Source organism: Agrobacterium sp. 5Ca50, assembly GCF_055381905.1.
The window spans coordinates 1297066-1323624 of sequence record NZ_AP026438.1 but is presented as its reverse complement, the minus strand read 5'-3'; the positions used below and the strand labels follow the sequence as shown (position 1 = coordinate 1323624).

Sequence of the window (26559 nt, the reverse complement as noted above, 5' to 3'; positions counted from 1 at the left end):
GCTTTCTATTTCGCAGCGTTGTCGTTAGCTGGCGAAGGCACCGCATCGACTTGAATGGCTGGATTTTCAAACACGTCACCGCCTTCACGCGGGTTCATGTTTTCCTTGATGCGCGCTTCGTTAGCGTTCATCCATTTGTTCTGGATTGCCGAGCTGTAGGCTTCGTAACGTGCCTTGGTGTCACCACGCAGCATCGCGTCCATTAAGAACTCGCAGAAGTAGCCATCCGCCCTATCCTGCTCGGTAAGCAGATCTCGATTGGCAGCTTGTTCCCATCTGACGAGCCACGGCCGCAAGCTGTAGATGACGAAATCTAGCGACTGATGCTCGATATTCGAGAATGTCGCCTTCTCAAGATCATTCACCAGATGCGCTGGCACTCGGAAAATACCGGCGATCTCTGATCGCTGGAACTTTCTGCCGGCAATGAACTCGGCGTCTTTGGGCGCGATGTTCATCGACACCCATTCCATGCCCTCCTCGAGCAGCAATGGCTTGCCGCTGTTCTCAAGGCCTGCATACCGGTCTGCGAACTGCTGTCGTAGGTTCTCGGTCGCCTCTGGGCCGATCTGCTTCGGATGCCTCAGTACTCCTGTGGGCTTCACGCCATTGCGATACATATTGGAGCCGAACGATTCCGCCGCCATGCCAAGGCCGATCGCCTCGCGCGCCAGAGAAATCATCGACTGTCCGACATATCCCTTCGGCAAAGGGCCGCGGATATGGTGCATGTCCTTCAAGGATAGCTTTGCCCGCTTGTTGTCGGGCATGGTCACTTCGTATTTCGGCGACCAATCAAAAGCCTGACTGATAGTCACGCCATCCGGATTAAGCGGCACAAGTCCAATCGTCTGGCCTTTTCGGTTGCGCTCAACGTAGGCGTAGCCGTTACCCCGCGTCGCGAGATTGGTCATCGTCCCTTCGGTGTATTCAAACGCCGTGTTCCAGCTGTTCGCCTGATCGTGAAGCACCTTGTATAGTGGATGCTCCGTCGCTCGGTCTTTGCCGCCGTCTGCCCTGCGCTTGTAGAGAATACAAGGCAAACTCGCGACGCTCTCCGCAAGCACTCGCACGCAGATCAGAACAGTGGTGTATTTCAATGCCGTTTCGGCCGAGACATAAACACCCGTTTTGGACAGTGTGCCGCCTCCTGCAAGGCGGCTCCACTCTTCCATCGTCAAGCTGCGATGTTCGTTGGTGGCGGCCTTAGGTCGCGCCAAAGCTCCAAACAATCCCGCCATCAGTTGCCGCCTCGTGCCGATGCGATAACACCTGCCAGGATCAGAACACCGCCGACGATAAAGCCTGCAGGCGGGTAGATAAGCCAAGCGCCGTAAGCAATTGAAGCAACCGCGGAAACGCCGAGCGCGTCCCTAACGATCACGGCAGCTCGTGCCATGTTCGATATGATCATATCTCGACGAAACCTCGGGTTTTATAGATCGACGGGCCTGAATTGCCGCTCTCGTAACTACCGGCCATAGCCGTTGCCATTGTCAGCGCAACCGCGCCGTCGATGCGGCGTTCTCGGTTATGCTTGATCAGTTTTCTGTTGCCTGCTGGATCCGATTTGACCGTGGCATTCATCATGCACATCGTCAGAACCGGGTGATCCCCGTGGGCAAGATTGCCGTTGAGGATGATGCCCTCAAGCTCTCGCAAGGCCGGTGACATCGACGCGAACCCCTGCCCGAATGGCTGGAATACAGCGTCGTCACCTTCGAGCTGTTCGTCGGTAAATCCAGCCTTTTGAAGCCATGGCTTGAGATGCCTGAAGTTCCAGCGGTCAAACGCGATCTTGCGGATGTCCATATCTTCGAACACATCGCGCAGGTAATTGGCGACGAATTCGTAATCGACTGTCTTGCCAGGCGCCGCGTCTAGCAGTTCGTTCTTGTGCCAAATGTCGTATGGAACACGATCTGCTTTGGCCTTGGCGCGAATATTGTCACCCGGCAACCAGAACGTCGGCTTCACGTGCCAGACTGTTTTGCCTTCCTGCTCTTTTGGCGCCATCAACACCAGAGCAGTCAAGTCGCTTACCTCAGAAAGGTCGAGCCCACCAAAGACAGGGAGACCATCAAAGTCCACAACTCCAGCGTTACACGCTCGCCAAATAGCCGGCGACACAAACGGTGCATTGGCGTCAATCCTCTGATTGAGATGTAGCCAGCGAAAACTGGCCTCTTCGGTCGGCATGCGCGATGCGCGTTCAGCGTCATCGCGAACCGATGAAACAGACTTGAAATATCCAAGCGCCGGATTGGCTGCCTTCCAAGCTTCCTCGTCCATCACATCGCAATCGGCGTCCGCCGTGTAGAGATGCGACACCGTGCGCGGGGCTTTGGATGCTTCAGCGTCATCCAGCCAGCGGGAAAACAAGTCGCCGTCGGTGGCGGCCTGCGTCGAGATAGCGAAGATCATCGCTTTGTCGCCATAGGCGCCCTGCGAAGTAACAATCGCTTCTACAAAGTCGTCGTGCGGACCTTTGATCTGGCCAACCTCATCAAGGATGGCGACCAATGGAGATCCACCGTGCGCGCTTTTGGCTTCGGCCGAACTGGCCTGATATTCAACCGCCTTGCTCAAACCAACAATGGTCTTGCTGGACGGGACCAGGCGATATTTCTTGTTCAGTTGCTGTGACAACAACAGCATTTTGCTGGCGTAGTTGTATACCTCAGCCGCTTGCTTGCGTGACCGAGCACCAGACATCATGCGGCTGTTTGGAAACGCCTCAGGCCCTACGATATGGGCCAGCAAAAGACATGCGATTGTTGCCGTCTTCGAGTTCTTACGTGCGATAGACAGGTACGCCCTGCCCGTCCCATGCGGATTATCGTAGACCGCAAGGATGAAGCACTCTTGGAATGCCAACAGACGTATCGGCTGGCCGACCAGATCACCCTCAGGTACGACCAGAAACGTCTCGATAAATCGGCAGACCTTTTCGCCGCGAGTTAGCTCAGCGACAGGAAGGTTACGCCAGTCTCTCCTGACTGGTATCGGACCGCTCTTTATGGCCTCCAGCACATTGGGCGGCCAACTCAGGATTTGGCCGGTCATGCACTAAGCTCCAATCAGGCAAGCAGTTCGTCGTCCGATGTCGCACCTGCCTCGATATCTTTTGCAGCCTCACGTCGCTTTGCGGCATCGCGTGCCTCGCCCTGAACGGCGCGAGCATGCAGCGCCAAAGATCGACGAAACGAGAGAATGGATGATGCGTGCATCTGCACGATTGCTTTGCGCGGGTTTGCGACCGGCGTGCCTTTTTCGCTGTAGGAAACGGCGCCCTCGGTCCGGAGCAGTCCTTGCTCCCTCACTAGGTCAGCCATCGTTCTTGCCAGCATCGCGGCGATTTCAAGCTGATGTGCTGACCACTCGGCACGGGCATATTCAGCAATGACGTTGTTGAAGAATGGGATATCAGTGTCATCGAGTGGCACGTTTTCAGGGAGCGCGAACTCCTCCGTCGCGACAGAAGCAATACGTACCGCCTCGGCCACGCTATCAACGCGGTTCTTCTTTCCAGGCATGCAAAAACCTCTCGCGCACGCGCGCTTGCGCACACGCCAGGCAAAAATCTGTGTTAGCGATTTCGTTGTGTTACCCCGACGGTCCTGCGACCGGCCGACCCAGAGATTCGACCCACCCCTCCGGGCCGGACAAACCAGACAGGATATCAAATATCGATGCGAAAGTCAAGGTGAAAATCAAATAATATCGAATTAAATCAATGATTTTTCGATGTTTGTTGAAGCTTTACGTTATCTCTATCGGGTATCCGTCAACACCTATCACAACAACCTGCTGGCCTCGCTCAATGCGTGCCTTCAATGTGTCGTGACATGGAGCGCATAGTGATTGCAGATTGTTCGGATCGAAGAACAAAGCCTCGTCGCCCTTATGTGGCCTAACATGGTCACACACCGTCGCCTCGGTGACATCCTCGGTAGCCAGGCAGAAACGACACAACGGTTCAGCAGCAAGCTGCACGGCACGCATGCTCTGCCAACGCGAAGTCTTGTATAGGCGACGATAGAGCGCTGCCTCTGATGAGCGACCGTATGGCTTGGTCATCAATCTTAATTCGAGACGATCTGCTGTTGAGACAAAGATTGCGCTTTTATGGTTGCGAGTGTCGACTTTTTGCGCTTGAGCGCACAAATACCCGCCACTCCAAAACCGAGCCCAATACAAAATGCAATTGGACTAACTACCGAAGACAGAATTTCCGCGGTGGGCGACATCTGGGTTTGAAAAGCCACGTTTACCCATGTTGAGATCGCAAAAGATCCCAGTCCCGACATGACAGCAAAACACGCAGAACTAAGCCCGTTCATAAACGAGATATCGTCAACCTCGTGTTCGTGGATAGCAAGCACACGCACCGTCCTTTGCACGTAGTTATTTACTACAATAGAACCCGACGATGGCTGGGAAGGTGCAGATGTGAATGGATCACTCATACCACTCCCTCCTCGGATACCGTGAGGGCAACACAGCGATAATCTTCACCTACCGTATGAACGGATAGTGCGTATCGCAGTCGCATAGGTTTCACGCCGGTAGAACCAGAGGGCGTAAATGTCATTTCCCCTGACACGGCCATGCCAAGCGCACTGCCAAAATTACTCAGTAAAAATTTGAACATCTTGTCAGAGTAATTTGGAGAGAGACTAGGCTTCGCTGTTCCATCATTTATAAAACTGAGCTGAACCTTGAGGCCGTAATTTCCCTCTACAAGGACTTGGTCTTCATCCTTTCTAAGAACAATACTCTCATTGAGAACAACTTGTCGGCCTTTTATAAGAATCATGATTTTCACCCCAAAACAGGATGAAAAACTCGCATGCAGTGAGGTTCTTGTCAAAAAAGCAAAAGCGGCTGGGAGTGTGCACGACCTGCCGAGCTTTCGCTAACAGGGTCACACTACAACCAGCCGCACGATCGCCATGCAAGCGGAGGAGAACGCGCATGGGATTGGTTGCGGAGGTGAGATTTGAACTCACGGCCTCCAGCTTATGAGGCTGGCGAGCTACCGGACTGCTCTACTCCACGATAAAGGATCCCGACCAGCAACCACGCGTCCATGGTGCACGCCTGTTAATTCAGGGCCAAGCTTGCAAGCAGAGGATTGGGTCGGCCATTTGGATAGTTACCCAAAGCTCAGCGGCTGCAACCGGTGCAGCATGGCGATGGGTCCGACGCATAGCGCTCGGAGTGGTGTGGGGCTCGCAACTCTGTTGCGCCACCCCTTCACACTACTCTCCCCGAGATCGAAGAAAGGGACTTTTATGAAGCTGCCTTTCGCAATGCCGCCATCAGGTTGTCATTTGCAGCAATCAAACGGCGCTTACCCTGCCGCTCTGCATGCTTCCCTTGATAACCAGCCTTGGTGCCGAGTTCGGCCATGTTTCTAGCGGTCTTCGCCGCGTCTAGCGTCGCGCGGTCCTCCGCTTTTAACCCGTCCAAAGCATCAAACCATTCTTTGCGATCCGCCATGGCGGTAACAATGTCTTGCCACATCATCGAACCGCCACCAGCACATGTGGTCTTTTGCATTCCAAGGAAGCTATCTGCGATCTTTGCTGATCCGCACGGTAGGCCGTCTGGACATTTCGTGAATGTGACCTTGCTCATGTCGGTGTTGGCGTAGGCATTAGCCAATTCGACCTTGGCCTCATCTGCACTCATCTTGAGGCGTGGGCCTTTGTGCTTTTTGCCGGTCAGATACCTGGCCTTCTTGGTATCAAGCAGATCAGCGAAATACTGATTGCTGTTTGTGACGTCCTGCGGATTGTCGTCACCTCCCAATGCAACATCAACCTTGTCACGAGATCCAAGCATGGCGCCCGCAGGCATCCGAGCTGCGTATTCTTCAACACCACCATCGACGGTCAGGCGATACGCTTTTTCAGTCTGGTTTCCGTCACTGAACTTGAGTTTTCCAATGCGAACCACCTGCCCTGCGTCATTTCGCTCCACATCACCAGATGTCACGTTTTTCATGATCTCGGCGACTGATGGAGTAACAAGGCGTTTGCGATCATGTTTGAGGTCTTCCACCTCATCAGCATTGTTGTCGTTAGCTGGTACTACAGACCAGTTTGTTTGCATCGGCTCTGGTTTGTGGTCCGGAGTGGCGGCATATCTGCGCACCGCCGAAAGTTGCTCTGCGAGTGATCCGTGTCTGGCCATGTCGCCTCCTATCGTGATGATGCTGGCTGGTTGTCGTTGTCTGCCAGCCACTGCATGACGAGTGCCACCGCCTTGCTGGCCGCTTCTACAGTGGATGTGAAGCGCACGACTTCAACAGGATGGCCTAGTCTTGCGAGAGATGCATGACGCACAACTTGAGCCGGAGACAACCGACCTTTGCCGACCTTGTTTTCAATCATCCGCAGTTTGCCGCCGTTGATATAAATGCGGAGATCCGCCTCGCCTGGTGTGAGACCTGTGGCCGCTGCTTCGGCTTGTGCGCGTGGTCCGCGCTTGGCGCTGTTCATATCACCAGCCAACAAGAACTGGCGGCCGTATTCTGGAAGTGCCCGCAGCGCTCTTACTTGGGCGGCCTGTCCTTCGCTTTCCTTGATCGGCGCGTCGGCGACGGTAACCTTGCCGCTGGTGCTTGTACGGATAACAACACGTTTTCCGTCGATGCGGGTGGTCTGCTGTGACTTGCGCATGAACCCTCCTTGGTCATGAGGGTAATATTAGGAAATCGAAGGCAAACGTCTTGTGGTGCCGTGAAATAAATTTGGCGACACAAAAAAGCCCCGCGAGATGCAGGGCTTCCAAATACTCGTCTGTGGAGCGATATGTCAGTCCTTTGAAGCGGAAACTGGCTTTGCTCTTTTTTGCGGCCACCGCTTCAGGAACTTGTCAATTCTGGACCTGTCACCACTGCACTGCTCCATCACACCCACTGCCACCTGCAGGCTAACAGCATATTGCTGTTGTAGCTGTTCGACGGTGTAAGGCTCAATCTTGTTATCGGGCATTTGCATTCTCCTTAAGATCAGCAAATGCGATTAGGTCAGCGCTGGTTCCAAGTTGTAATTCACCTGCCCATTTGCACAGTGGTATTTGCTCTTTCCAGAAGATAGCAGTTCGTGCCTCAACGACTTTTGAGATGCGAGCACTTCCAACCACTCTACGGGGAATGGCGTTTCTGTACGCCTTCCCCCTACGTAGTAGGGGTAAAGACTAGGAACGTGGGAACGTCAATGAAATCAGATAGTTAAACCATTTCCAAAGTCGCCGGGAACGCCGGGAATGGGAATGTCTTATCGTGCAATATCAATAACTTACCGTTCCCATTCCCATGGGAACGGCCATTTCTGAAATTTCCGGGAACGGTATTTGGTGGGTCGAAAACAGCTTTTCTGCCCCGCAGGACCACAGACCCACATAAATATCGCTATGTCGATATTATCTGGGGTTGCAATTCGAGATTAAATGGTTGTAACAAATGTTTTTACGCATGCAATCAGACGGCACCTAAACCGGGGAAAAGGTGCGAAAAATCGTAGATATTTTCTGCTAAAATTGAACTAACTTACTCAATTTTTGTCCGAAGTTAGTTGAATCGTCTCCAATAAAACGACTTTATATGCAAGGTGCAATCGTGAATCCTGACATTGTAACTATATTTAACAATAAAGGGGGCGTGGGAAAGACCACCCTCACTTTCCATTTGGCGCATGCACTTGGAGAGCTTGGTAAAAAGGTCCTTCTTATAGACTTGGACCCACAGTGTAATCTCACAATTTTCTCGCTGGACATGGAATTTATCCACGAGATTTGGTCCGCCGAGGACGAGTACATTGAGGACTTTGCAGCAGCCCGCAAAAAGACGTCGAATAAAGAATTCGCCGCTCTACTAAATAAACCTCGCTCCATACATTTTGATCTAAAGCCAACCGAAGACGGGACTGCAGAGATCGAAATTCTTCCGCCTCCGGTGTCGCTATCAGATAACGTCGACCTCATCCCAGGTCGGCTAACTTTGCATCTGTATGAGGCAAAAATAGGCGAGCGATGGAGCGGGATATACCAAGGCGATCCGTTAGCAATCAGGACGGCGACTCGGGTTAGGGAGATGGCGTACCAGTACGCGAAATTGTATGGCTACGATTTAGTAATCTTCGATACATCTCCAAGTTTAGGCGCGTTGAATCGCCACCTGCTGACCTTGGCTGACGGTTTTTTGATCCCGTGCTCCCCAGACCTATTTTCTGTGTACGGCATACGAAATATTGGAAGCGCTCTAAATCTTTGGAGAAAGCAGTTCGACACAATATTTCAACTGTTGTCAGATGCAAAAAGAGATCAGTTCCCGAAGGAGTTTGTGAAGCTGATTGGTTATACGATTTACAATGCCAAACGATATACTGGTCTTGGCAACGATTTGGACCTTGCGACGGCTCATTATCACTATGCTCAGCAGATACCTGAAACGATCGCAAAATTTGTTGCCCCTGAGAACTCTCTTCCCTTTTCAGATATTCTCAACGGCTCGATCGGCGATAAGGCGGTGATCCACAGCCACAACACTTTTCCGAGCATGTCGCAAAAGTATCACGCTCCTATGTGGAAGTTACCTGCAATGGAATTGGAAAGCGATGACGGCAGCACGATCGGTGGCAACCGGAAAAAATACGAAGCAACGCAGAAATCCTATCACGCTTTCGCAACTGATTTTCTTGAGAGGGTGGCAAAGCTGTGATTGATACTCGAGGAGATAATCAAGCGGAGCCTGCGGATCACAATGCCGAGCCACTCTCCGCACTTGCGCCTGCCGCGCCCGTGCCTCCGAATGAAAATGAAATAGAGGGAATCCTGTCGGCATACAGTGCGATCATGCATGAGCTTGGATTGTTCATGTACGTGGTTGAGCGACATATTGGAGAGAATCCCAATCTAGTAGCAAATGGCCACAGAATGGTTCACTCATATAAGAGTCGCCTTAAGGACAAAGAACACCTCCGTGATAAAATTGTACGCAAGGCATCCGAGGGGAAGATAATAACAGCAGACAACCTGTATACCAAAGTTACTGACCTGGCTGGCGTCAGAATTCTCCACCTTTTCCAGGAAGATTTTCGTCAAATTGACCTAGTAATCAGAAAAAAAGTTGCCGACGGGGATTGGTTCCTTGATGAGCGCCCAAAAGCCTATACTTGGGACCCAGAGGCTGCCGATTTTTTCCGTGAATTTGATCTAGATGTTTCTCAGAAGCCGACTTCCTACACCAGCATCCATTATCTCGTAAGGCCTCGATCTGATTCAAAGTTATGTTGTGAAATTCAAGTCCGGACGCTGTTCGAAGAAATATGGGGTGAAGTCGATCATCAGATTAATTATCCAGTCCCCACAGACCAAGTCTCTCTGCGAGAACAAATTAAAGTCCTTTCAAAGATCGTCGGGGCCGGCAGTCGACTGTTAGACTCATTAAAGAGAGTTCAGCAGGCAGATTAATTTGCTCCTCTGACAAGACGCGCGGAGGATCTTTTAATTGAAAAAGGCCGGTGCGAACACACCGACCTTCTTCTCGCTCTTCATCTTCTGACATTGCAGTATGAATGATACTTGGCTGTCTAATGCGCCGTCTCAGATAACGTTCCTATCACATGCAAAAAGCCGCCCTTACCCACCTCGTCAAATCCGTATGGCGCCCGTGGTGAATGTGCCGAGCCCAGTCGCAAAATGCCCGCCAGGTACGTCCAGCCATTTAGCCCCCTTTTCTCCTTTGGCAGCAGCACGTACGACCACACCCTTTCCAAGAGCGTCGTCCACTAACGAATGAAGCCTGGACTTAGATATCGTTTTCAGCTCGTCCGGAAGACGTTCACGCATTTCAAAGATGCCGCTTGCGCCAGACTTCGTGAAGGGCGATCCAGCACTCGCGGCAGCTTCAATCGTAACTACCAAAGCGCCGATTAGGTCACCGGTCGGCGGTGTTGCCGCACCCAGCAACGCAGTTTTGTCCACCAACAACCCGTGCTCGTTTCGGACATAGGTTGAAATAATACGGCGAGCCGCGCCGTTAGCTTTGACGATGCCGCCGAGGACGACCTTTCCCGGCATGAAATCTACGCCGATCGACTTACAGACCTTACGAGCACGCGCCTCCTCTGCCGGCCACATTGCGTAGGCAAGCCGTAGTCCATCAACAAGGGCTGTGCTCCCGCGGATGCTGTCACGAGCATCGCCAAGTGTTTCGATTGGCTTTTGTGTTTTCCTCATATGGTGCGCGACCAACACGGTTGCGCCGGTTTCAGTAGCAAGGCGAGACAGCGATGTGCAGACAAACTGCCCTGCTGCCGGATCTTCGTTCAAGGGCAGATGCGCGAAGCTCGCCAAGGGGTCAAAAGTCACCAATCGCAGATCATCGATTTGCGATAGTTGGTCGCAGATACGCCGGTAGTTTTCCGTCTCCTGCAGCCCTCTTTTTTTATCATCTTTCCAAAATGCTTGGGCGCCACCGGCCGATGGTAGTGGAACCACTATCATTTTAGCACCCAATTCGGTGAAGCGATGCTCCCTGTGATCCAAGGCAGCTATGCGTCGGTGAACTTCGTTGGCATCATCTTCAGACGTGATCATGACCGAAGTTCCGCTGGCCAGAACCTTGCCGCCAAAAATCGGAGTGTCGTAGATACTCGAGCCGAAAGACACGCGTCGGTGAAGCTCAAGCATCGCGTATGATTTTCCTGTGTCTCCCATCGCTGACACCATGCCCGGCACACCTGCAGGCATCACCCCGTCCACAAGGTATTCAACTTTTGGCGGTTCGCCTTTGAAACGATCGACGGTCCAGTCGAAAATAGAAAACTTAGGACCGTCAGCGACGTTGTCGTTCGCAGCAACTTTCTCCTCAAGGCGCGACACACGCTTGGCCACGCTGTTCATTATGAACCGTGAAATCGCGTCCTTGTCCATCAAGGGAGTGTTGTCGTGGCCTGGATATTCGGGCTCTGGAATGTGGCGCGGGTTAGCTATGCCAGCCTTCAAGCCGTTCTCGATGGTCTTGCAGCAGCGTGACCAGTCCCTGCCCCATCCGCGCGCAACGTCCTGCAGCAGCGCGCGTGCTTCGGCCTCGCCCAATGCACCGGCGCCGACGATCGTGCCAATAGAAAATGCGGCATCATTCAGCGCATTGTTGCGAGTTCCCATGGGAGCGCCAGCAAGGTCAGCGAGTTCTCTATCGACTGCGGCATCAACATATGCGTTATTGGTCGCTGATGAGAGACTGTACTGTGTGTGCGTTGGTGCCGACTTTGGCAACAGCAGATCCAGCAACCATGACGGCGCGTCGGCAATGTCTCGGGTGTCCGTCACCCATTTGTAAGATCGGCCATTAGCCATCGTGCTCCCGGCTGCCAGAACATAGCCACCTTCAGACCGGATATCGACGCCAGCACCAAGAGCGCCGCGGTTGCGAGTACCCACGACGTACTTGAAGTAGATATGCAGACCGCCGTTTGGACTAGTGACACGAGCCGTATCAGGCAGCGGGCCGTGTTCGGCTTCCATCTCATCAAGCCAAACGAAGCCGTTTGCACCGCCTGGCTTGTTGTCGATGTCCAACGCGAAAAAACCGGTCTTTTCACCGGTGGGTAGGCCAACTGCAGCATCTGGAAACCTCGCCCACATTCTTTGGATAAGCGGCCGGTTAACTGTGGCTCCCTTGAAGCCGTTAGGCGTCAAAGGCGTCTTCTCACCGAGAGTGATGATCTCACCGGTGGCTTGGTCAACGTTTTCCTCGGCGTGTGACCGGCATGGAAATACCGGAAGCCCTTGGTCATTGTAGGAGAGTGCAAGCGTGAGCGGGCTCGATGTTTCGGCGATTAGGGAAGGATTTAACATTGGCGGCTACGCGCTCCACATGTAGGCTGTTTGCAAGTTCACTTTGACCAACGTCGGGCGTGAAGACCTCGGCACGACGCGGGGCCAGCGATGCAGGAGCGACCGCTGCTACCCCATGGTACCACTACGCTTGGGCGTTCGACGATCAGGAGGAATTTTTAGGAACGTACGGCGCGAAGTCGATTGCGTATTTCCCATCTCGGCGCATCGAAAAAAAACGACCTAAAAATTCGCGCGTGTTCACGATCTCATAAGTAATTCCACAGGCGACCGCAAACGACACGAAACGCTCCGATACTTTAGTACCGTCTAAATCGATGGTGAAATGGAAGGATTGCTCAAGTTTCGGTGTGTCCCAGCCCAATGGTTCTGCAAAGACGTTTAACCGCACAACGTCGTTTTCCAAGTGATGATCGATCGCCCATACTTTCCAGTCACGCCATCCTTTTTCGAGATAGTCGAAGGTTGGTAAAGGGATACTAAGTGCATAGTTGTCGGCAAAGCTTGTCTCGATTGTCATGAAAGTCCCAAGTTTTTGTGCACATGGAAGACGCTCCTGCCGACTGACGCCGACAGGCGTCGGCAGGCGTCGGGAGGCGTCGGGAGGTTGTTTTTTTGTCGGTGATTGTTAGGGCGGTTTAGGCGGCCTGCTTAGCGCAAGTAGCTGCAAAAATGTCGTAGGCCTCGTGGCCCGATAGCTCGCCTTTTTCGTAAAGACGCGCCCCAATGGATTCGATTGTAGTCCAATTATGACGTACAATAGCGCGCGCTTCCATTCTCAGCTGGATGCAGCTTCGCGCAGGAAAAAAGCTGTGAGGCAAATGGAATGATGATATCACCTTAGATACTTTATTCACTGCGCGTAGATCGACACGCCCAGTATCCTTATCGATGTCTAGGCTCGCACTGGATAGCCCACGCCTGTTAGTAGCCTCGGCGTACGGACCGGACAGCAGAAAAAGCGCGTGCATCTCTAATGTCTCTGCGTATTGCTTCTTTTCGTCTCTCGACATGTTTCCGAAGAATTTTAGCTTGTCAGTCCAAATGCTGGCCGCGGTAATCAGCCCTACGTTATCGTCCATACGGCGCCCATGAAAATCCAATAAGAACCCGTCGCCGTTCTTATCCACTCTCATGCCAATTAGAACATCGCGGGCGGGTAGGTTAAGGCGCTGGGCTGCGAGGAACAGCGCCACGGCGTGGCCAGCTTCGTGACAGGCCGCTCCGTAAAGGCATTCTCGAGTGACGTCGTGACTTTGAGCTTCAGTCATAGCTTCTCCTTCGCCGGCAGCGCCGGACGTTTGAATGTATTTGGTGATGGTGAATTGGTGTTAGGCGCCTGCGACCATGGCATCTGCCACTGCAATCTCTTCTGCAATCGCAAACCCACGCATAAAGGCGGCCTGGTCTATGGTCGGAAAGCGATCACGAACGACACTTACGCGGTTCTTCTTTGGAATGTCCCTGTATTCCTCAACGAGAAATTTCGCGAATTCTGACGACTGATCGCCTGTGCTATTTGGTGTTTTGGGCGCCATCTCGTCTCCTCTTTTTGAATTGAGAAAACGCTGGCGGTTACATTGGAAGCGGTCAACTGACCGAGAATACGGAACGCCGCGTTGGTGGCGCGGCTGGTGTATGTTAGTGTCGCCGTCGGGGAATCGGGGTCGACGAATTGTTCTCGAAATTAAAGTTTTACTGGTGGCTTGCTGTGAGCCTGTGGGCTCTCTTGGCGTTCACATCTTGGCATTACGAGAGCACCTGCGGTCTTATCTTTTCATCAGGATGCCTGTCAGAATACTGGGTAGGCATCCGGTGGGTAGTCCTTCTCAAATGGGTTACTCCGTATCAGGCACTACTAGCTGGGATGGCGGCTGTTGTCGGCGGATACTTTGTCCTTCTTTCCCAGCGGCTTCAAATCGATGAGGCGCGCCGCATTGGCGTCGCAGCGAAGGATGCCTCCTTTCTCGCAGCGTTAGCGACTGTGCGTTCTGAATGCCTTCACGTCGCCGATCATCTGAGCTCCGATGAACTTCACGCATCGACCAAGACCTTAGATTTCGCGCGCGCGTCGTTTCCTATTTTCGCTGATCGAGATCCAAGGCTGCTTCATATAACTATGAGCGTGACCCATCGCCTTGAAAAAGCTCTCGAAGAGAAGACCAAGGGGCAGGACTCTGCTTTCTCACAAACAAAATTTTTGTGGTACTCGAGCATTGGAATGGCTTTTGCAGAACTCCTGATACAGGTAAGCGAGAAGTTGAACGCAAATGAGGACGCCAGTGTCAGCTACGCTTCTTTTGATGGCCACCCCCTTTACAACTTCTTAGAACGGAGAGGACAAAACCCGAGCGTTTTGTTTGAACTAGGGCCATATTTTCGTTGGCCGGTGGAGCAACATTCGGAGGATGAGTGGCGCCCATAACCATCAAGCCACCCTCACGCTGAGCTGCTCGCCTGGCTCACCCATCTCCGCGCCGCTCATAGATCTTGTTAGCCTGCAATGCTTCCTTGATGGCGGTCTTGTCAGGCGGCGTCGAACACTGACATCACACAAAGGCTGATCTCGACAGATGCGGCTTCTTGCCGAGCGGGAAGAAATCGGACAGCCGTGCAAGTTATGGCAAATGGAAAATATCGCCTGTAAATAATTGATTTTGTTGAGAAATGGCGGAAGAGGTGGGATTCGAACCCACGGTAGGCTCGCACCTACGCCGGTTTTCAAGACCGGTGCCTTAAACCGCTCGGCCACTCTTCCTTTAGTTTCGATCTGGCGGTGGGCTGTCACGCAATGTGACAACAGCACCCAAATCAAGCGGTGGCTGGCTTTATAGCGGTTCGGTTCGCCGCGTCAACGTGCAGAAGCAACTAAAAACACCCGCCCACATAAATAGCGTGCAAAAGCTGAATTGCAACTTTACGCCACCGGCCAATGTGCCATCATGCTGCCCCATGCGGGTGCACCGACACAGTTGATTTCAACCCAAGAGACACCCTGCCCTTAATTGTTATTATTTATAACGATTTCAGCGCATTATTTAATTTTATGAAATTAAAAATTTAAGTGATATTCAGCGTGCAGCCGTAAGACATCATCGATAAAATGACCGCGTGGCAATTAAGACAGAGTTAAACCAAAACTGGCAGATTGCCCGGATGCAATGATTGCATGAAGCCCAGGATATGAATTTCCAATATCGTTCACCTCCTGCAATGTCTTTGCATATGACTTTGATTGTAAAAGAAAAATCACACAAAGGCTGAAAATCCTTACGGAGCACATCATTCGGCGGTGTGAAAGTGGTGGCAGGTTCGGTTGACAATAAATCGTATGCTGAATGACATTCTGGATGCGCTTCCTCTACCGACCATTCGCGTTAAAACGAATGGAACCGTCCTCTTTTGCAACAAAGTCTGCGGCGATTTTCTGCAGGACCCGGCCACTCTGACAGGCAGCAGTCTCATTGCGCTTGTCCATGCCGACGACCAGGATGCCGTGCGTGATGCGCTGGTAAAGGCGGCCACCGGCAAGCCGACACAGATCGAAGTGCGCCTTGAACAGGACGGCAGCCCCCTGCACTACGCACTGCTTTCCTTTCGGGACGATCCGTTTCCCGAGGAACCGGCGATCCTCGTGCAGGCCACAGACATTACAGCCCAGAAGCTGCTGGAGCTTGATCTTGCCTCGCGTGAAAGCCGCTGGAACAGCGCGCTGATCAATTCAGAAAGCGGTGTGTGGGACCAGAACATGTCGACTGGCGTGTTTTACGGGTCCGATACATGGCGGTCCATTCGTGGCATGGCGCCGGATGATCCGATCGAGACCAATCACGAGCGTTGGCTGGAGCTTATTCACCCCGACGATCGTGACCGGGTGATCTTTTCCATTGAGCGGCAAAATGCTGGTGATCCGGAATTTGCGGTGTTCGAATACCGTGAGAAACACAAGGATGGTCACTGGGTATGGATCGAGTGCCGTGGTGCGGCTGTCGACCGTGATGCCGATGGCAATCCGATCCGCATCGTCGGTATCGACAATGATATCTCCACGCGTAAGGCGGCTGAATTCGCGCTGGAGAAAATGTCCCGCCGTTTGAAGCTGGCGCTGGAAGCCTCGCATATCGGTGTGTTCGAGGTGGATTTCGAAACACGGCAGACCACCTGGGATGACCGCATGTATTCGATCTTCAATGTATCGAAGGATCAGGACATCGTCATTGATGGTGTCTGGGAAAAGATGGTGCATCCGGAAGACCTGCCACGCGTGCAGAAAAACGTCGAGTTCCACGTTGCAAGATTGACGGCCTTTTCCGACGAATATCGCATCATCATGCCCGACGGAAAACTGCGCTACATTCGCGCAAGAACCTTGCCGTTCATCGACAATTCCGGTCACGCCCGCATGGTTGGCGCCAACTGGGATGTCACCGACGATATCGTTTTACAGCGGGAGCTGGAACGTGCCAAGAACCTGGCAGAAGCCAGAAACCTTGAATTAGAAGAAGCCAAAAATAGCATCGAATACAATGCGATGCATGATTATCTTACAGAACTACCTAATCGGCGGTATCTGGATGACACCCTGCGCCGCATGGCGGCGGAGTGTGCGCGTGATGGTCAGGGCATCGGCATTTTGCATATTGATCTTGACCGTTTCAAACAGGTCAACGACACATTTGGCCATCGGGCTGGCGACATGCTGTTGCAGAATGTGGCACAGCTTCTGCGCAAGAATGTGCGCGGTGCAGATTTTGTGGCCCGCATTGGCGGCGACGAATTTGTGTTCGTCTCTCGCTACACCGGCACCTCCAAGAAGTTCTCCGCCCTCGCCGACCGCCTGATCAAGGAACTGCGCAAACCCATGCACCATGACGGCCACGAATTTCGGTGTGGTGCCAGCATCGGCATTGCCTGTGAAAGCGGCCGGGATATCGACCCCAAGCAGTTGCTGCTCAACGCCGATATTGCGCTCTACAATGCCAAGAAACGTGGCCGCAACCGCTACGACTTCTTCTCGTCGGACACACAGGACATTCTCATCAACACCAAACGTGTGTCGGACGAGATCCTGCTGGGTCTGGAGCGCAGCGAGTTCATCCCCTATTACCAGTTGCAGTTCGACGCCAAGACACTCGACATCATCGGTGCCGAGACACTGGCGCGCTGGAAGCACCCGACCGAAGGCATTTTAACACCGGACCGTTTCCTGGCCATTGCCGAGGATCTGGATGCCGTTACCGCCATTGACGAGATGATGCTGGAAAAGGCAGTCAGCGATTTCAACATCTGGCAGAAGACGGGTTTGCCGATCCCCAAAGTGTCGGTCAACGTGTCCTCACGGCGTCTGCATGATCCGTTGCTGACCAAATCGCTGAAGTCGCTGGATATCAAACCAGGCACAGTGTCATTCGAACTTCTCGAATCCATCTTCTTGGATGATAGCGACCAGACGGTACTGGACAACCTCGCCCGCCTGCGCAAGCTGGGCATTGCCATTGAGGTGGATGACTTTGGAACCGGCCACGCGTCTATCATCAGCCTGTTGCGCATCAGCCCGGATGCACTGAAAATCGATCGGGAGCTGGTGAGGCTTTTGCCGCAGTCCAACGAGCAGCGCAAATTGCTGAGTTCCATCCTGGAAATCGGCCGCTCGCTTAACATCAGAGTCATCGCCGAAGGTGTTGAAACACAAGCACATATTCGCATCCTGCGCGATCTTGGCTGCGATTACCTGCAAGGTTATGCACTGTGCCGCCCGATACCCGCGGAAATGGTTGAAGCTTTTGTAACTGGCCAGTCTTGGCGTCAAGACAACGGCAATGGCAGCGTCCACAACAAGTTCAGTGAAATTCTGGCTGCCAACAAAAAGAAAGCCGGCGACTATCGCTAAGAGTAGATAGTCGCCGGCCCAATGTTTCAATCAATCAACTTGAGGATCAGGCCTGGCTGATCTGCTCGGCTGCTTCAATCAACAGGCTCTGCATCTTTGCAGTCAATTCGCTGTCGCTGACCTTCACGCCTGCCGCGTCGAAATCACCACGCACCTTGCGGAATACGTCTGCGTCGCCTGCCTCTTCAAAATCGGCAGCGACAACTTCCTTTGCGTAAGCATCAGCATCAGCCTTGCCAAGCAGGCCAGCGGCCCACAGGCCCAGCAGCTTGTTTCTGCGAGCTTCAGCCTTGAATCTCAGTTCCTCATCATGAGCGAACTTGTTTTCGAATGCCTTATCGCGATCACCGAGGGCCATGTCATAATCTCCCAAATCTATTCACATTTACCGAAAGCTGAAAGTTCAGCCTATTGTCCATAAATCAAAAGCATTACCAGACTGCAATGCAAAGTTTCACGACAGACCGCGATGAAACGAAAAGGATGTATTGTTGCCTTTCGCCACACCATGCGGCCTTGCGCAACAGACATGGGAACGGCCAATCTGAAACGCCATACCCCGACATAAATTTATGTTTTCGCCATCCGCACTTTACGTAAGAAAGATAGATTCAACAAAATGGAATTACGCATTGATTCAACATCAATAGTCATTTTTTCTAATTTATGTTAAATTGGCGAAATGGCTTTCGACGCGATAATTCACAACACACAAATGTATCGTTTAAAAACAGCTGCGCTGTCGCGAACACGCTTTGCGGCGGCGCCGGCCTTGCCTCATTCACGCGGCAATAACATATATGTATGCCGGACGTGACTATTGCTATATTCATTGAACCAACACAGGACACAGGAGGTTTCATTCACAAGCGACAACGAATTGACGCGGAGAACCCATCCTACAGATTGTTAAAGTCCATCTTTTCCGATATGGGACCGCTTCAAAGAATGAAACACAACGCCATGCGCATGGCGCCAACACGAGATCTCATATTATGAACCGTCGCCGCCGTATTTACGAAGGCAAGGCAAAGATCCTTTATGAAGGACCAGAGCCAGGTACGCTGATTCAGTTCTTCAAGGACGATGCAACCGCCTTTAACAAGAAAAAACACGAAGTTATCGACGGTAAGGGTGTTCTAAACAACCGTATCTCCGAATACGTGTTTACGCATCTGAACAAGATCGGCATCCCCACCCACTTCATCCGCCGCCTTAACATGCGCGAACAGCTGATCAAGGAAGTGGAAATGATTCCACTCGAGATCGTTGTACGCAACGTTGCTGCCGGTTCGCTGTCCAAGCGTCTGGGCATTGATGAAGGCATCGTGCTGCCACGCTCGATCATCGAATTCTATTACAAGTCGGATGAGCTTGAAGACCCGATGGTGTCTGAAGAGCACATCACCGCTTTTGGCTGGGCCAACCCTGCCGAGCTTGATGACATCATGGCTCTTGCCATTCGCGTCAACGACTTCCTGTCGGGCCTGTTCCTGGGCGTCGGCATCCAGCTCGTCGATTTCAAGATCGAATGCGGCCGCCTTTATGAAGGCGACATGATGCGCATTATCCTGGCCGATGAAATCTCGCCGGACAGCTGCCGTTTGTGGGACATCGAAACCCAGGAAAAAATGGACAAGGACCGGTTCCGTCGTGATATGGGCGGCCTTCTCGAAGCCTATTCCGAAGTGGCTCGCCGCTTGGGCATCATCAATGAAAACGAACCGATCCGCGGCACCGGCCCGGTCCTCGTAAAATAAGCACATCAGGAGAACTATCAGGTGATCAAGGCACGGGTGACTGTTACGCTGAAAAATGGCGTTCTCGATCCACAGGGCAAGGCAATTGAAGGCGCACTGGGAAGCCTCGGCTTCGAAGGCGTTGCACAGGTTCGTCAGGGCAAGGTTTTCGATCTGGAGATCGACAGCACTGATGGAGCCAAGGCAGAAGCCGATATCAAGGCTATGTGCGAAAAGCTCCTCGCAAACACAGTGATCGAAAACTACTCTATCGCTATCCTCTGACAGCAGGAGCCGCTCAATGAAATCGGCAGTCGTTCAGCTTCCCGGCCTCAATCGTGATCGTGACATGATTGCGGCCCTGACAAAAATCTCCGGCAAGGAGCCGATCACCATCTGGCAGACGGAAACGGAAATTCCCGATGTCGACCTGATCGTTATCCCCGGCGGTTTCTCCTATGGTGACTATCTGCGCTGTGGCGCCATTGCGGCCCGTATGCCAGTGATGCGCGCCATTCGCGAAAAGGCAGAACAAGGCGTCAAGGTTCTTGGCGTGTGCAACGGCTTCCAGATTCTGGTTGAAGCCGAAATGCTGCCGGGCGCGTTGATGCGCAATTCCTCGCTGAAGTTCGTTTGCCGCGAAGTGAAGCTGGAAGTCGTCAACAGCGACACGGATTTCACCCGCGCCTATTCGCAGGGTCAAATCCTGCGTTGCCCGGTTGCCCACCATGATGGCAACTACTTCGCGGAAGCATCCGAGATCGCGTCCATGGAAGACAAGGGCCAGATCGTGTTCCGTTATGCCGAGGGTACCAACCCGAACGGCTCGCTGAACGACATTGCCGGCATCATCAACGAGCGTGGCAATGTTCTCGGCATGATGCCGCATCCGGAAAACCTGATTGAAGCGGCCCATGGCGGCAATGATGGCAGAGGCCTGTTTGCTTCCGCCCTCAACGTTATCGCGGCCTGATTATATCCAGACCATCAAACCGGCACTCAGTGCCGGTTTTTTTCTCTTCTCATCAAGGTTGCACCCATGACCCGCCTGCCCCTTCGCTATGCTCTGAGTTTTGCCAGCGTTACGGCAGCCATGGTCGCATTAAGCGCCTGCCAGTCTGAACGAAGCACTCCGGCCCCTGCCAGCCAGGCAGCCCTGCCGACCATGGAGCGCGTTGCGCTTGGTGCCAATGCCTGCTGGTTCAAAAGCGGTGATCCGGCGTTCAAGGCGTACCGCCTTGCACCGGAGCTGAATTCCTTCTCCGGCCGTCCACGCATTTTGCTGGTACCACGGAACAGCCCGGAATCCCGGCCAATGCTGGTTGTCGAAGCTGAAGGCTCGCCCGCCAAGCTTCAGGCCTATGGCCCCGTCATGAACGAGGCCCATGCTTCGCGTGTTGCCACAGACGTCAAGCGCTGGGCAGCGGGCGGCAAAGGCTGCTCATAATAAGAAAACCCAGCTGCACAGGTTGGGAAAAAGGATGCAGTGGGCCTGCCCATTGGCTTATCGTCCAAATGTCTTGGCTTCCGGGACGAAAAACCGATTGATGGCAGTAAACGTGTTGCACGCCTCCCGAACATTAGCTCGGGCGACACGTGTGGATATGGTGTTCACGGAAAATACGGCGCCGCCTACAGCGGCTTGATGCTGCTGGCGTCCACATTCCTGTACTTGTCACAAAAATCCGATAAGTCGCGCCGAACCGGGCGCGTCACGGGCTGATCAGTCAGATGACATCAACCCTATGGATTTCTGTGAAAAGCACAGGAATGAAAGACCAGATTGTACCGATTGTTGACCTGTAATGTGTATATCCATTCAATGACAATCACACCAGAAAACGGGATTTTGCGCTTTCATTGCGCGCCTGCGACCGGCTGATGCCAATATCAAGCAACTGCTCATCGGTCAGTTCTCTCAAAGCAAGGCGGCCGGCCCGCTTGATGTGCCATGTGCGGATGGCAGCCAGAAAACGGCCAAATACATGGTTTGGCGCAGCAATTGTCAGTGGTGTGGGATCAACCATGTCGCCATCGTCACGGAAGACATATTCCCGCGTATAGCTGTCAGGGTACATTGTATCTATTGTTGATAGGTATTGATCCATCTTGCGCATAATTGCACCTGTTCACCTTTAATTGTTCGGGGTCATTCTCTGCGACAATAAATACAATTGACTCACACACAGGTACAATGCTTAAATTGTCACCATGACAAATTGGCTCCCCAATCTCTCCACAGGCACCGGCCCGCTATACATGCGTCTGGCCGACCATATCGAAACCGCCATTTCGAATGGCGAGCTGGCGGCAGGCACAAAGCTGCCACCGCAGAGAAATCTCGCTTATGATTTGGGCGTTACCATTGGCACCGTCAGCCGGGCATATTCCCTGGTGCATGAGCGTGGTCTCGTCAGTGGCGAGGTTGGGCGTGGCACCTATGTAAACAGCCGCCACACCCCGACACCGTCTGTCCATATTGGGCAGGCCGCCAACACATCAAATGCTGCCGTCTCGGCTGCCGAGACGAAACAACTTTCCAAGCTGGACACCACGGCAGCGCCGACGGTTGGGCAAGGTGTGCTGATCGAGCGGCATCTATCCGACATCATGGCGGAGCGTGCCGCGCAGGTTGCCAGTTATGCCCGGGACTTTCCGGAGGAATGGTCGGTCGCCGGTGCACGCTGGTTGGCGCAAAATGGCTGGACCCCAAGCCCTGAGAACATCGTGCCGACGATTGGCGCACATGCCGCGGTGATGGGTATCATCGGTGCCGTCACCTCCCCGGGCGATCGTATTGCCTTTGAGCACCTGACCTACTCGCAGATCAGCCGCAGCGCCGCGCTTGCCGGACGACGTATTGCGCTGGTGGACTCTGACGAAAACGGCATCATACCCGAAGATTTCGAACGGGTCTGTGCGCAGCAGCACCCGAAGATGATCTTCCTGATGTCGTCGGGCCAGAACCCGACCTCCACCACATTGCCGTTGGAGCGCCGCAAGGCCATTGCCGACATTGCCCACAGGCACAATGTCTGGATCATTGAAGATAATCTTTATGGCGCCATGTGCCGTGATGACATTCCGCTGATTGCCCAACTGGCACCGGAACAGACATTTCTGGTGGGCAGCCTGTCCAAGTCGGTTGCCGCGGGTGTTCGCGGCGGCTGGGTTGCCTGTCCGCCGCACTTCGGCACACGGGTGCGCACCGCCCACAAGATGATGACGGGCGGCCTGCCCTTTCTGCTGGCCGAGCTCTGCGCCCGGCTGGTGCTGAGCGGTGATGCCCATCGCATCCGCCAGGACTGTATTGCCGAGGTCAATGCGCGTGAGCAGATGGTTCGGCAGATCTTTTCCGGTCTGGAGTTCAACTCCAATCCCGACATTGCCTTTGTGTGGCTGAAATTGCCCGAACCTTGGCTTTCCGGCACGTTCCGTAACGCAGCCCGCAAGGAAGGCATTCTCATTGACGATGAGGATGAGTTCAAAGCCGGACGATCGGAGAAGGTCTACCACCGGGTGCGCATCAGCTTTTCTGCGCCCAATACCCGCGAAGAACTGGCCCGCCACCTGCACACCCTGCGTCGCCTGCTGGACAATGGTTCTGTGAGTTATGACAGTATGGCTTGATGCCGGATGCCGGGTGCTGCCCTGCAGTACAAACTTGGGTATTTCGAGCCTTTTGCGCTTCACGACCGTTTGCTGAAAATCCGCTCATCCCAAGGGGCAAATACCCCGGGTGAAGCGAAGCTGGCGCGTGCATGGCTGGAAGAACTTTTACAAAACTCAGAGGTCTGAAACGGGTCTTTGGGCTTGAGAGTCTTTTCGGCAACAGTAACGAGAATTAGAAACTCGCTCCCTTTACCTTCCGTTCAAATATGTCACGTTCCCGTGAAACCTTGTCTGGGAACGATTCGCATGGGCAATCAGCATTTGTTCAATGCCAAGGCAATGATTGCCAAGGTTCTTACCTCCTGTGCTCTTCTTCTGCCTCTGGCTTCCATTGCCGATGCCGCTGAGGGCAACATTTTCGATGAATTGCGCTTCGGTGCGACGACATCAGTGTCCAGCAGCCACAATGGTGAAGACGGCGTCTTTCCGGCCCTGACCGTCTATTTCGACCCGTTTGACAGTGCGACGGCCGCCAGCTTTTCTGACAAGCTGCTGCGCCCACGTGTGCATTTGGGCGGTGAAATCGGCACTGAAGGGTCTGCCAACACCGTTTATGGCGGCATCAACTGGACGCTGGATCTGAATGAAAAGATCTTTCTCGACCTGGGCTTTGGCGGACTCTGGCACGATGGCAACCTGAGAAACACCGGCTCTGAAACCGGCGCGCAGCTTGGCTGTCGTTTCCTGTTCCGCGAATATGCGGCCGTCGGTTACCGCATCAATCAGAACTGGAACATCTCCACGCAGATTGAACATGCCTCCCATGCCAATCTCTGCGACGGCCCGAATGACGGCATTACCCGCGCCGGTCTGATGCTGGGTTACAGATTTTAACAACAGCGGCCATAGCAGAAGGCCACCTTCTTTCTCAACGTCATCCTAGGGCTTGTCCCTAGGATCTAATCACGTTGCGATCGTCGTTGAGGGCGTGGATTGTCGGGACAAGCCCTGACATGACGAAGGTCGATTGAAAACGCTGTCTTTCAGACGCAGACACGCCCTGCGGGCGGCTGCCATCTATAATTGCCCTGTCCAAAACTCTGCATTTGGTGGCTAATCGATACATTTTCCTGTCGCACCAGACTGTATCTTGCGCTAAAGAACCGGAAACTTCCTACCGGCTCGAACCTCGTGAGACCTATGGCTATTCCTAATCACATCCAGATCACCCCGGAACTCGTTGCATCGCATGGCCTCAAGCCCGATGAATACCAGCGCATCCTCGAATTGATCGGACGCGAACCAACCTTTACCGAGCTTGGCATTTTCTCGGCAATGTGGAACGAGCACTGCTCTTACAAGTCCTCCAAGAAGTGGCTGAAGACGCTGCCGACCACAGGCCCGCGCGTTATTCAGGGTCCGGGCGAAAACGCCGGCGTTGTCGACATTGATGATGGCGACTGTGTTGTCTTCAAGATGGAAAGCCACAACCACCCATCTTACATCGAGCCTTATCAGGGTGCAGCCACCGGTGTTGGCGGTATTCTGCGTGACGTGTTCACCATGGGTGCTCGTCCGGTTGCTGCCATGAACGCGCTGCGTTTTGGTGCCCCTGACCATCCCAAGACCCGCCATCTGGTGTCCGGCGTTGTTGCCGGCGTTGGTGGTTACGGTAACTCCTTCGGCGTGCCAACGGTTGGCGGCGAAGTCGAGTTCGACGCCCGTTACAACGGCAACATTCTGGTCAACGCTTTTGCGGCTGGCCTTGCCAAGTCTGATGCCATCTTCCTGTCGGAAGCCAAGGGCGTTGGCCTGCCTGTCGTTTACCTCGGTGCCAAGACCGGCCGTGACGGCGTGGGTGGTGCGACCATGGCATCGGCAGAATTTGACGAATCCATAGAAGAAAAGCGCCCGACCGTTCAGGTTGGCGACCCCTTCACTGAAAAGTGCCTGCTGGAAGCCTGCCTTGAGCTGATGAAGACCGGCGCAGTTATCGCCATTCAGGACATGGGCGCCGCCGGTCTGACCTGCTCGGCCGTGGAAATGGGTGCCAAGGGCAATCTGGGTATCGAGCTCATTCTCGACCAGGTGCCTGTGCGCGAAGAAAACATGACCGCCTATGAGATGATGCTCTCCGAAAGCCAGGAACGCATGTTGATGGTTCTGGAGCCTTCCAAGGAAGAAGTTGCCAAGGCAATCTTCATCAAGTGGGGTCTGGACTTTGCCATCGTTGGCAAGACCACTGATGACCTGCGTTTCCGCATCATTCACAGCGGCGAAGAAGTGGCCAACCTGCCGATCAAGGAACTGGGCGATGAGGCTCCGGAATATGATCGTCCATGGACACCGGCCAAGGTTCCGGCTCCACTTGCTGCCAATGACGTGCCACAGGCCGATATTGCCGACGCGCTGGTCAAGCTGGTCGGTTCGCCAAACGGCTCTTCCCGTCGCTGGGTTTACGAGCAGTATGACACACTGATCCAGGGCAACTCGCTGCAGCTTCCTGGCGGTGACGCTGGCGTTGTGCGCGTTGAAGGCCATTACAGCAAGGCACTGGCCTTCTCGTCTGACGTAACGCCACGTTACGTGGAGGCAGATCCTTTTGAAGGCGGCAAGCAGGCTGTTGCAGAATGCTGGCGCAACATCACCGCCACTGGCGCTTTGCCGCTGGCTGCCACTGACAACCTGAACTTCGGCAACCCGGAAAAGCCTGAAATCATGAGCCAGCTGGTTCATGCCATCAAGGGCATTGGCGAAGCCTGCACCGTGCTGGAGTTCCCGATCGTGTCCGGTAACGTGTCGCTTTATAACGAGACCAACGGTCAGGCGATCCTCCCAACCCCGACCATCGGTGGCGTTGGCCTGCTCAGCGACTGGGCAAAGATGGCCCGCATCCGTTTTGCTGCGGAAGGCGAAGCCATTCTGCTGGCCGGCGCACCAAAGGGCTGGGGCACACATATTGCGCAGTCCACCTACATGCGCGACATTCATGACCGTATTGACGGCCCTGCTCCGCATGTTGATCTGGCCAAGGAAAAGAAGGTCGGCGATTTCGTTCGCGCGCTGATCAATGATGGTCTTGCCACCGCCGTTCACGATTGCTCTTCGGGTGGTCTCGGCGTTGCCGTTGCCGAAATGGCAATTTCTTCCGGCATTGGTGCGACTGTAAACCAGCCTGAAAACAACGATCCGGTTCTTGCCTTCTACGGCGAAGACCAGGGCCGTTATGTTTTGACCATCGCTCAGGATAACGCTGAAACCGTTGCACAGCGTGCAAAGGAAGCGGGCGTTGAGTGCCCGGTTATCGGCAAGACCGGTGGTAGCGAAGTATCACTTGGAAGTGCAAAGCCTGTGGCGATTAAGCAATTGCTTTCCGCCCATGAATCATGGTTCCCTGACTTTATGGATGGGCCATCACTGGCCGCAGCAGAATAAGAAAAGGGA

27 protein-coding genes and 2 tRNA genes are annotated in these 26559 nt (G+C 53.6%); 11 read left to right on the top strand and 18 right to left on the bottom strand.

The window, feature by feature from the left end; genetic code table 11:
- Positions 1 to 5: 5 nt before the first annotated feature.
- The 11 genes from ACZ5FM_RS06290 to ACZ5FM_RS06240 form a co-directional block, all read right to left on the bottom strand.
- Positions 6 to 1241 (bottom strand): phage portal protein, encoded by a 1236-nt coding sequence (locus ACZ5FM_RS06290; protein WP_464040010.1) that lies wholly within the window; start codon positions 1239 to 1241, stop codon positions 6 to 8.
- Positions 1241 to 1414 carry a hypothetical protein gene (locus ACZ5FM_RS06285; protein ID WP_464040008.1) on the bottom strand — a complete coding sequence of 58 codons (174 nt, stop codon included), beginning with the start codon at positions 1412 to 1414 and terminating at the stop codon, positions 1241 to 1243. The genes ACZ5FM_RS06290 and ACZ5FM_RS06285 overlap by 1 nt, the downstream gene beginning before the upstream one ends.
- Complete coding sequence (locus ACZ5FM_RS06280) at positions 1411 to 3066, bottom strand: terminase large subunit (RefSeq protein WP_464040007.1); 1656 nt, start codon at positions 3064 to 3066, stop codon at positions 1411 to 1413. The genes ACZ5FM_RS06285 and ACZ5FM_RS06280 overlap by 4 nt, the downstream gene beginning before the upstream one ends.
- A 14-nt stretch (positions 3067 to 3080) precedes the next feature.
- Positions 3081 to 3536, bottom strand: coding sequence for a terminase small subunit (locus ACZ5FM_RS06275; RefSeq protein WP_464040005.1), 456 nt, complete (start codon positions 3534 to 3536; stop codon positions 3081 to 3083).
- 226 nt (positions 3537 to 3762) lie between these two features.
- Complete coding sequence (locus ACZ5FM_RS06270) at positions 3763 to 4080, bottom strand: HNH endonuclease (protein WP_464040004.1); 318 nt, start codon at positions 4078 to 4080, stop codon at positions 3763 to 3765.
- A gap of 5 nt (positions 4081 to 4085) precedes the next feature.
- The gene (locus ACZ5FM_RS06265; protein ID WP_464040003.1) at positions 4086 to 4469 is read right to left on the bottom strand and encodes a hypothetical protein; all 384 of its coding nucleotides are present in this window, start codon (positions 4467 to 4469) and stop codon (positions 4086 to 4088) included.
- Positions 4466 to 4819, bottom strand: coding sequence for a hypothetical protein (locus ACZ5FM_RS06260; protein WP_464040001.1), 354 nt, complete (start codon positions 4817 to 4819; stop codon positions 4466 to 4468). The genes ACZ5FM_RS06265 and ACZ5FM_RS06260 overlap by 4 nt, the downstream gene beginning before the upstream one ends.
- Before the next feature lie 165 nt (positions 4820 to 4984).
- Positions 4985 to 5061 (bottom strand) — tRNA-Met (locus ACZ5FM_RS06255).
- Between the two features lie 234 nt (positions 5062 to 5295).
- Positions 5296 to 6201: a hypothetical protein gene (locus tag ACZ5FM_RS06250; RefSeq protein ID WP_464040000.1), complete on the bottom strand. Its 906-nt coding sequence runs from the start codon at positions 6199 to 6201 to the stop codon at positions 5296 to 5298.
- A gap of 8 nt (positions 6202 to 6209) precedes the next feature.
- Positions 6210 to 6689, bottom strand: a complete 480-nt coding sequence (locus ACZ5FM_RS06245; protein ID WP_464039999.1) for a VRR-NUC domain-containing protein — start codon at positions 6687 to 6689, stop codon at positions 6210 to 6212.
- Positions 6690 to 6824: 135 nt separating this feature from the next.
- Positions 6825 to 7004 (bottom strand): hypothetical protein, encoded by a 180-nt coding sequence (locus ACZ5FM_RS06240; protein ID WP_464039997.1) that lies wholly within the window; start codon positions 7002 to 7004, stop codon positions 6825 to 6827.
- A 626-nt stretch (positions 7005 to 7630) separates the two neighbouring features.
- Between ACZ5FM_RS06240 and ACZ5FM_RS06235 the strand changes: the two genes are divergently transcribed.
- A complete protein-coding gene (locus tag ACZ5FM_RS06235) occupies positions 7631 to 8731 on the top strand; it encodes a ParA family protein (RefSeq protein ID WP_464039995.1) in 1101 nt (366 codons plus the stop codon).
- Positions 8728 to 9483 (top strand): RelA/SpoT domain-containing protein, encoded by a 756-nt coding sequence (locus ACZ5FM_RS06230; RefSeq protein WP_464039994.1) that lies wholly within the window; start codon positions 8728 to 8730, stop codon positions 9481 to 9483. The genes ACZ5FM_RS06235 and ACZ5FM_RS06230 overlap by 4 nt, the downstream gene beginning before the upstream one ends.
- Positions 9484 to 9663: 180 nt before the next feature.
- Here ACZ5FM_RS06230 and ACZ5FM_RS06225 read toward each other — a convergent pair whose 3' ends face one another.
- The 4 genes from ACZ5FM_RS06225 to ACZ5FM_RS06210 form a co-directional block, all read right to left on the bottom strand.
- Complete coding sequence (locus ACZ5FM_RS06225; protein WP_464039993.1) at positions 9664 to 11874, bottom strand: bifunctional DNA primase/polymerase; 2211 nt, start codon at positions 11872 to 11874, stop codon at positions 9664 to 9666.
- A 145-nt stretch (positions 11875 to 12019) separates the two neighbouring features.
- Positions 12020 to 12394, bottom strand: coding sequence for a hypothetical protein (locus tag ACZ5FM_RS06220; RefSeq protein WP_464039992.1), 375 nt, complete (start codon positions 12392 to 12394; stop codon positions 12020 to 12022).
- A 118-nt stretch (positions 12395 to 12512) separates the two neighbouring features.
- On the bottom strand, positions 12513 to 13145 hold the full coding sequence (locus ACZ5FM_RS06215; RefSeq protein ID WP_464039991.1) for a hypothetical protein: 633 nt from the start codon (positions 13143 to 13145) through the stop codon (positions 12513 to 12515).
- Between the two features lie 60 nt (positions 13146 to 13205).
- The gene (locus ACZ5FM_RS06210) at positions 13206 to 13412 is read right to left on the bottom strand and encodes a hypothetical protein (protein ID WP_464039990.1); all 207 of its coding nucleotides are present in this window, start codon (positions 13410 to 13412) and stop codon (positions 13206 to 13208) included.
- Between the two features lie 137 nt (positions 13413 to 13549).
- Between ACZ5FM_RS06210 and ACZ5FM_RS06205 the strand changes: the two genes are divergently transcribed.
- Positions 13550 to 14299 (top strand): hypothetical protein, encoded by a 750-nt coding sequence (locus ACZ5FM_RS06205; RefSeq protein WP_464039989.1) that lies wholly within the window; start codon positions 13550 to 13552, stop codon positions 14297 to 14299.
- Between the two features lie 243 nt (positions 14300 to 14542).
- On the opposite strand, the gene ACZ5FM_RS06200 is transcribed toward ACZ5FM_RS06205, so the two are convergent.
- Positions 14543 to 14632, bottom strand: a tRNA-Ser gene (locus ACZ5FM_RS06200).
- A gap of 573 nt (positions 14633 to 15205) precedes the next feature.
- Between ACZ5FM_RS06200 and ACZ5FM_RS06195 the strand changes: the two genes are divergently transcribed.
- A complete protein-coding gene (locus ACZ5FM_RS06195) occupies positions 15206 to 17764 on the top strand; it encodes a sensor domain-containing protein (RefSeq protein WP_464040432.1) in 2559 nt (852 codons plus the stop codon).
- Between the two features lie 46 nt (positions 17765 to 17810).
- Here the strand turns inward: ACZ5FM_RS06195 and ACZ5FM_RS06190 are convergent, their stop codons facing one another.
- Positions 17811 to 18122, bottom strand: coding sequence for a DUF1476 domain-containing protein (locus tag ACZ5FM_RS06190; RefSeq protein WP_250982602.1), 312 nt, complete (start codon positions 18120 to 18122; stop codon positions 17811 to 17813).
- 637 nt (positions 18123 to 18759) lie between these two features.
- Between ACZ5FM_RS06190 and purC the strand changes: the two genes are divergently transcribed.
- The 4 genes from purC to ACZ5FM_RS06170 all read left to right on the top strand — a co-directional run bounded on the left by purC (position 18760) and on the right by ACZ5FM_RS06170 (position 20950).
- Positions 18760 to 19524, top strand: a complete 765-nt coding sequence (purC, locus tag ACZ5FM_RS06185; protein ID WP_192491236.1) for a phosphoribosylaminoimidazolesuccinocarboxamide synthase — start codon at positions 18760 to 18762, stop codon at positions 19522 to 19524.
- Positions 19525 to 19545: 21 nt separating this feature from the next.
- Positions 19546 to 19788: a phosphoribosylformylglycinamidine synthase subunit PurS gene (purS, locus tag ACZ5FM_RS06180; RefSeq protein ID WP_464039988.1), complete on the top strand. Its 243-nt coding sequence runs from the start codon at positions 19546 to 19548 to the stop codon at positions 19786 to 19788.
- 16 nt (positions 19789 to 19804) lie between these two features.
- A complete protein-coding gene (gene purQ / locus ACZ5FM_RS06175; protein WP_275641053.1) occupies positions 19805 to 20476 on the top strand; it encodes a phosphoribosylformylglycinamidine synthase subunit PurQ in 672 nt (223 codons plus the stop codon).
- Between the two features lie 66 nt (positions 20477 to 20542).
- Complete coding sequence (locus tag ACZ5FM_RS06170; RefSeq protein WP_192491233.1) at positions 20543 to 20950, top strand: hypothetical protein; 408 nt, start codon at positions 20543 to 20545, stop codon at positions 20948 to 20950.
- A 382-nt stretch (positions 20951 to 21332) separates the two neighbouring features.
- Here the strand turns inward: ACZ5FM_RS06170 and ACZ5FM_RS06165 are convergent, their stop codons facing one another.
- A complete protein-coding gene (locus ACZ5FM_RS06165; RefSeq protein ID WP_259146551.1) occupies positions 21333 to 21620 on the bottom strand; it encodes a DUF1127 domain-containing protein in 288 nt (95 codons plus the stop codon).
- Between the two features lie 94 nt (positions 21621 to 21714).
- On the opposite strand from ACZ5FM_RS06165, the gene ACZ5FM_RS06160 reads away from it, so the two are divergent.
- From ACZ5FM_RS06160 to purL, 3 genes are all read left to right on the top strand, one after another.
- Entirely contained in the window at positions 21715 to 23133 is a 1419-nt protein-coding gene (locus ACZ5FM_RS06160) for an aminotransferase-like domain-containing protein (protein ID WP_464039987.1), read from the top strand.
- 321 nt (positions 23134 to 23454) lie between these two features.
- Positions 23455 to 24009 (top strand): acyloxyacyl hydrolase, encoded by a 555-nt coding sequence (locus ACZ5FM_RS06155; RefSeq protein ID WP_464040431.1) that lies wholly within the window; start codon positions 23455 to 23457, stop codon positions 24007 to 24009.
- A 306-nt stretch (positions 24010 to 24315) separates the two neighbouring features.
- Complete coding sequence (gene purL / locus ACZ5FM_RS06150; RefSeq protein WP_464039985.1) at positions 24316 to 26550, top strand: phosphoribosylformylglycinamidine synthase subunit PurL; 2235 nt, start codon at positions 24316 to 24318, stop codon at positions 26548 to 26550.
- Positions 26551 to 26559: the final 9 nt, after the last annotated feature.

Coding starts and splice junctions, on each gene's coding strand:
- ACZ5FM_RS06290 (WP_464040010.1), bottom strand. CDS start 1,241: ATGGCGGGATTGTTTGGAGCTTTGGCGCGACCTAAGGCCGCCACCAAC.
- ACZ5FM_RS06285 (WP_464040008.1), bottom strand. CDS start 1,414: ATGATCATATCGAACATGGCACGAGCTGCCGTGATCGTTAGGGACGCG.
- ACZ5FM_RS06280 (WP_464040007.1), bottom strand. CDS start 3,066: ATGACCGGCCAAATCCTGAGTTGGCCGCCCAATGTGCTGGAGGCCATA.
- ACZ5FM_RS06275 (WP_464040005.1), bottom strand. CDS start 3,536: ATGCCTGGAAAGAAGAACCGCGTTGATAGCGTGGCCGAGGCGGTACGT.
- ACZ5FM_RS06270 (WP_464040004.1), bottom strand. CDS start 4,080: ATGACCAAGCCATACGGTCGCTCATCAGAGGCAGCGCTCTATCGTCGC.
- ACZ5FM_RS06265 (WP_464040003.1), bottom strand. CDS start 4,469: ATGAGTGATCCATTCACATCTGCACCTTCCCAGCCATCGTCGGGTTCT.
- ACZ5FM_RS06260 (WP_464040001.1), bottom strand. CDS start 4,819: ATGATTCTTATAAAAGGCCGACAAGTTGTTCTCAATGAGAGTATTGTT.
- ACZ5FM_RS06250 (WP_464040000.1), bottom strand. CDS start 6,201: ATGGCCAGACACGGATCACTCGCAGAGCAACTTTCGGCGGTGCGCAGA.
- ACZ5FM_RS06245 (WP_464039999.1), bottom strand. CDS start 6,689: ATGCGCAAGTCACAGCAGACCACCCGCATCGACGGAAAACGTGTTGTT.
- ACZ5FM_RS06240 (WP_464039997.1), bottom strand. CDS start 7,004: ATGCCCGATAACAAGATTGAGCCTTACACCGTCGAACAGCTACAACAG.
- ACZ5FM_RS06225 (WP_464039993.1), bottom strand. CDS start 11,874: ATGTTAAATCCTTCCCTAATCGCCGAAACATCGAGCCCGCTCACGCTT.
- ACZ5FM_RS06220 (WP_464039992.1), bottom strand. CDS start 12,394: ATGACAATCGAGACAAGCTTTGCCGACAACTATGCACTTAGTATCCCT.
- ACZ5FM_RS06215 (WP_464039991.1), bottom strand. CDS start 13,145: ATGACTGAAGCTCAAAGTCACGACGTCACTCGAGAATGCCTTTACGGA.
- ACZ5FM_RS06210 (WP_464039990.1), bottom strand. CDS start 13,412: ATGGCGCCCAAAACACCAAATAGCACAGGCGATCAGTCGTCAGAATTC.
- ACZ5FM_RS06195 (WP_464040432.1), top strand. CDS start 15,206: ATGCTGAATGACATTCTGGATGCGCTTCCTCTACCGACCATTCGCGTT.
- ACZ5FM_RS06190 (WP_250982602.1), bottom strand. CDS start 18,122: ATGGCCCTCGGTGATCGCGATAAGGCATTCGAAAACAAGTTCGCTCAT.
- purC (WP_192491236.1), top strand. CDS start 18,760: ATGAACCGTCGCCGCCGTATTTACGAAGGCAAGGCAAAGATCCTTTAT.
- purQ (WP_275641053.1), top strand. CDS start 19,805: ATGAAATCGGCAGTCGTTCAGCTTCCCGGCCTCAATCGTGATCGTGAC.
- ACZ5FM_RS06170 (WP_192491233.1), top strand. CDS start 20,543: ATGACCCGCCTGCCCCTTCGCTATGCTCTGAGTTTTGCCAGCGTTACG.
- ACZ5FM_RS06165 (WP_259146551.1), bottom strand. CDS start 21,620: ATGCGCAAGATGGATCAATACCTATCAACAATAGATACAATGTACCCT.
- ACZ5FM_RS06160 (WP_464039987.1), top strand. CDS start 21,715: ATGACAAATTGGCTCCCCAATCTCTCCACAGGCACCGGCCCGCTATAC.
- ACZ5FM_RS06155 (WP_464040431.1), top strand. CDS start 23,455: ATGATTGCCAAGGTTCTTACCTCCTGTGCTCTTCTTCTGCCTCTGGCT.
- purL (WP_464039985.1), top strand. CDS start 24,316: ATGGCTATTCCTAATCACATCCAGATCACCCCGGAACTCGTTGCATCG.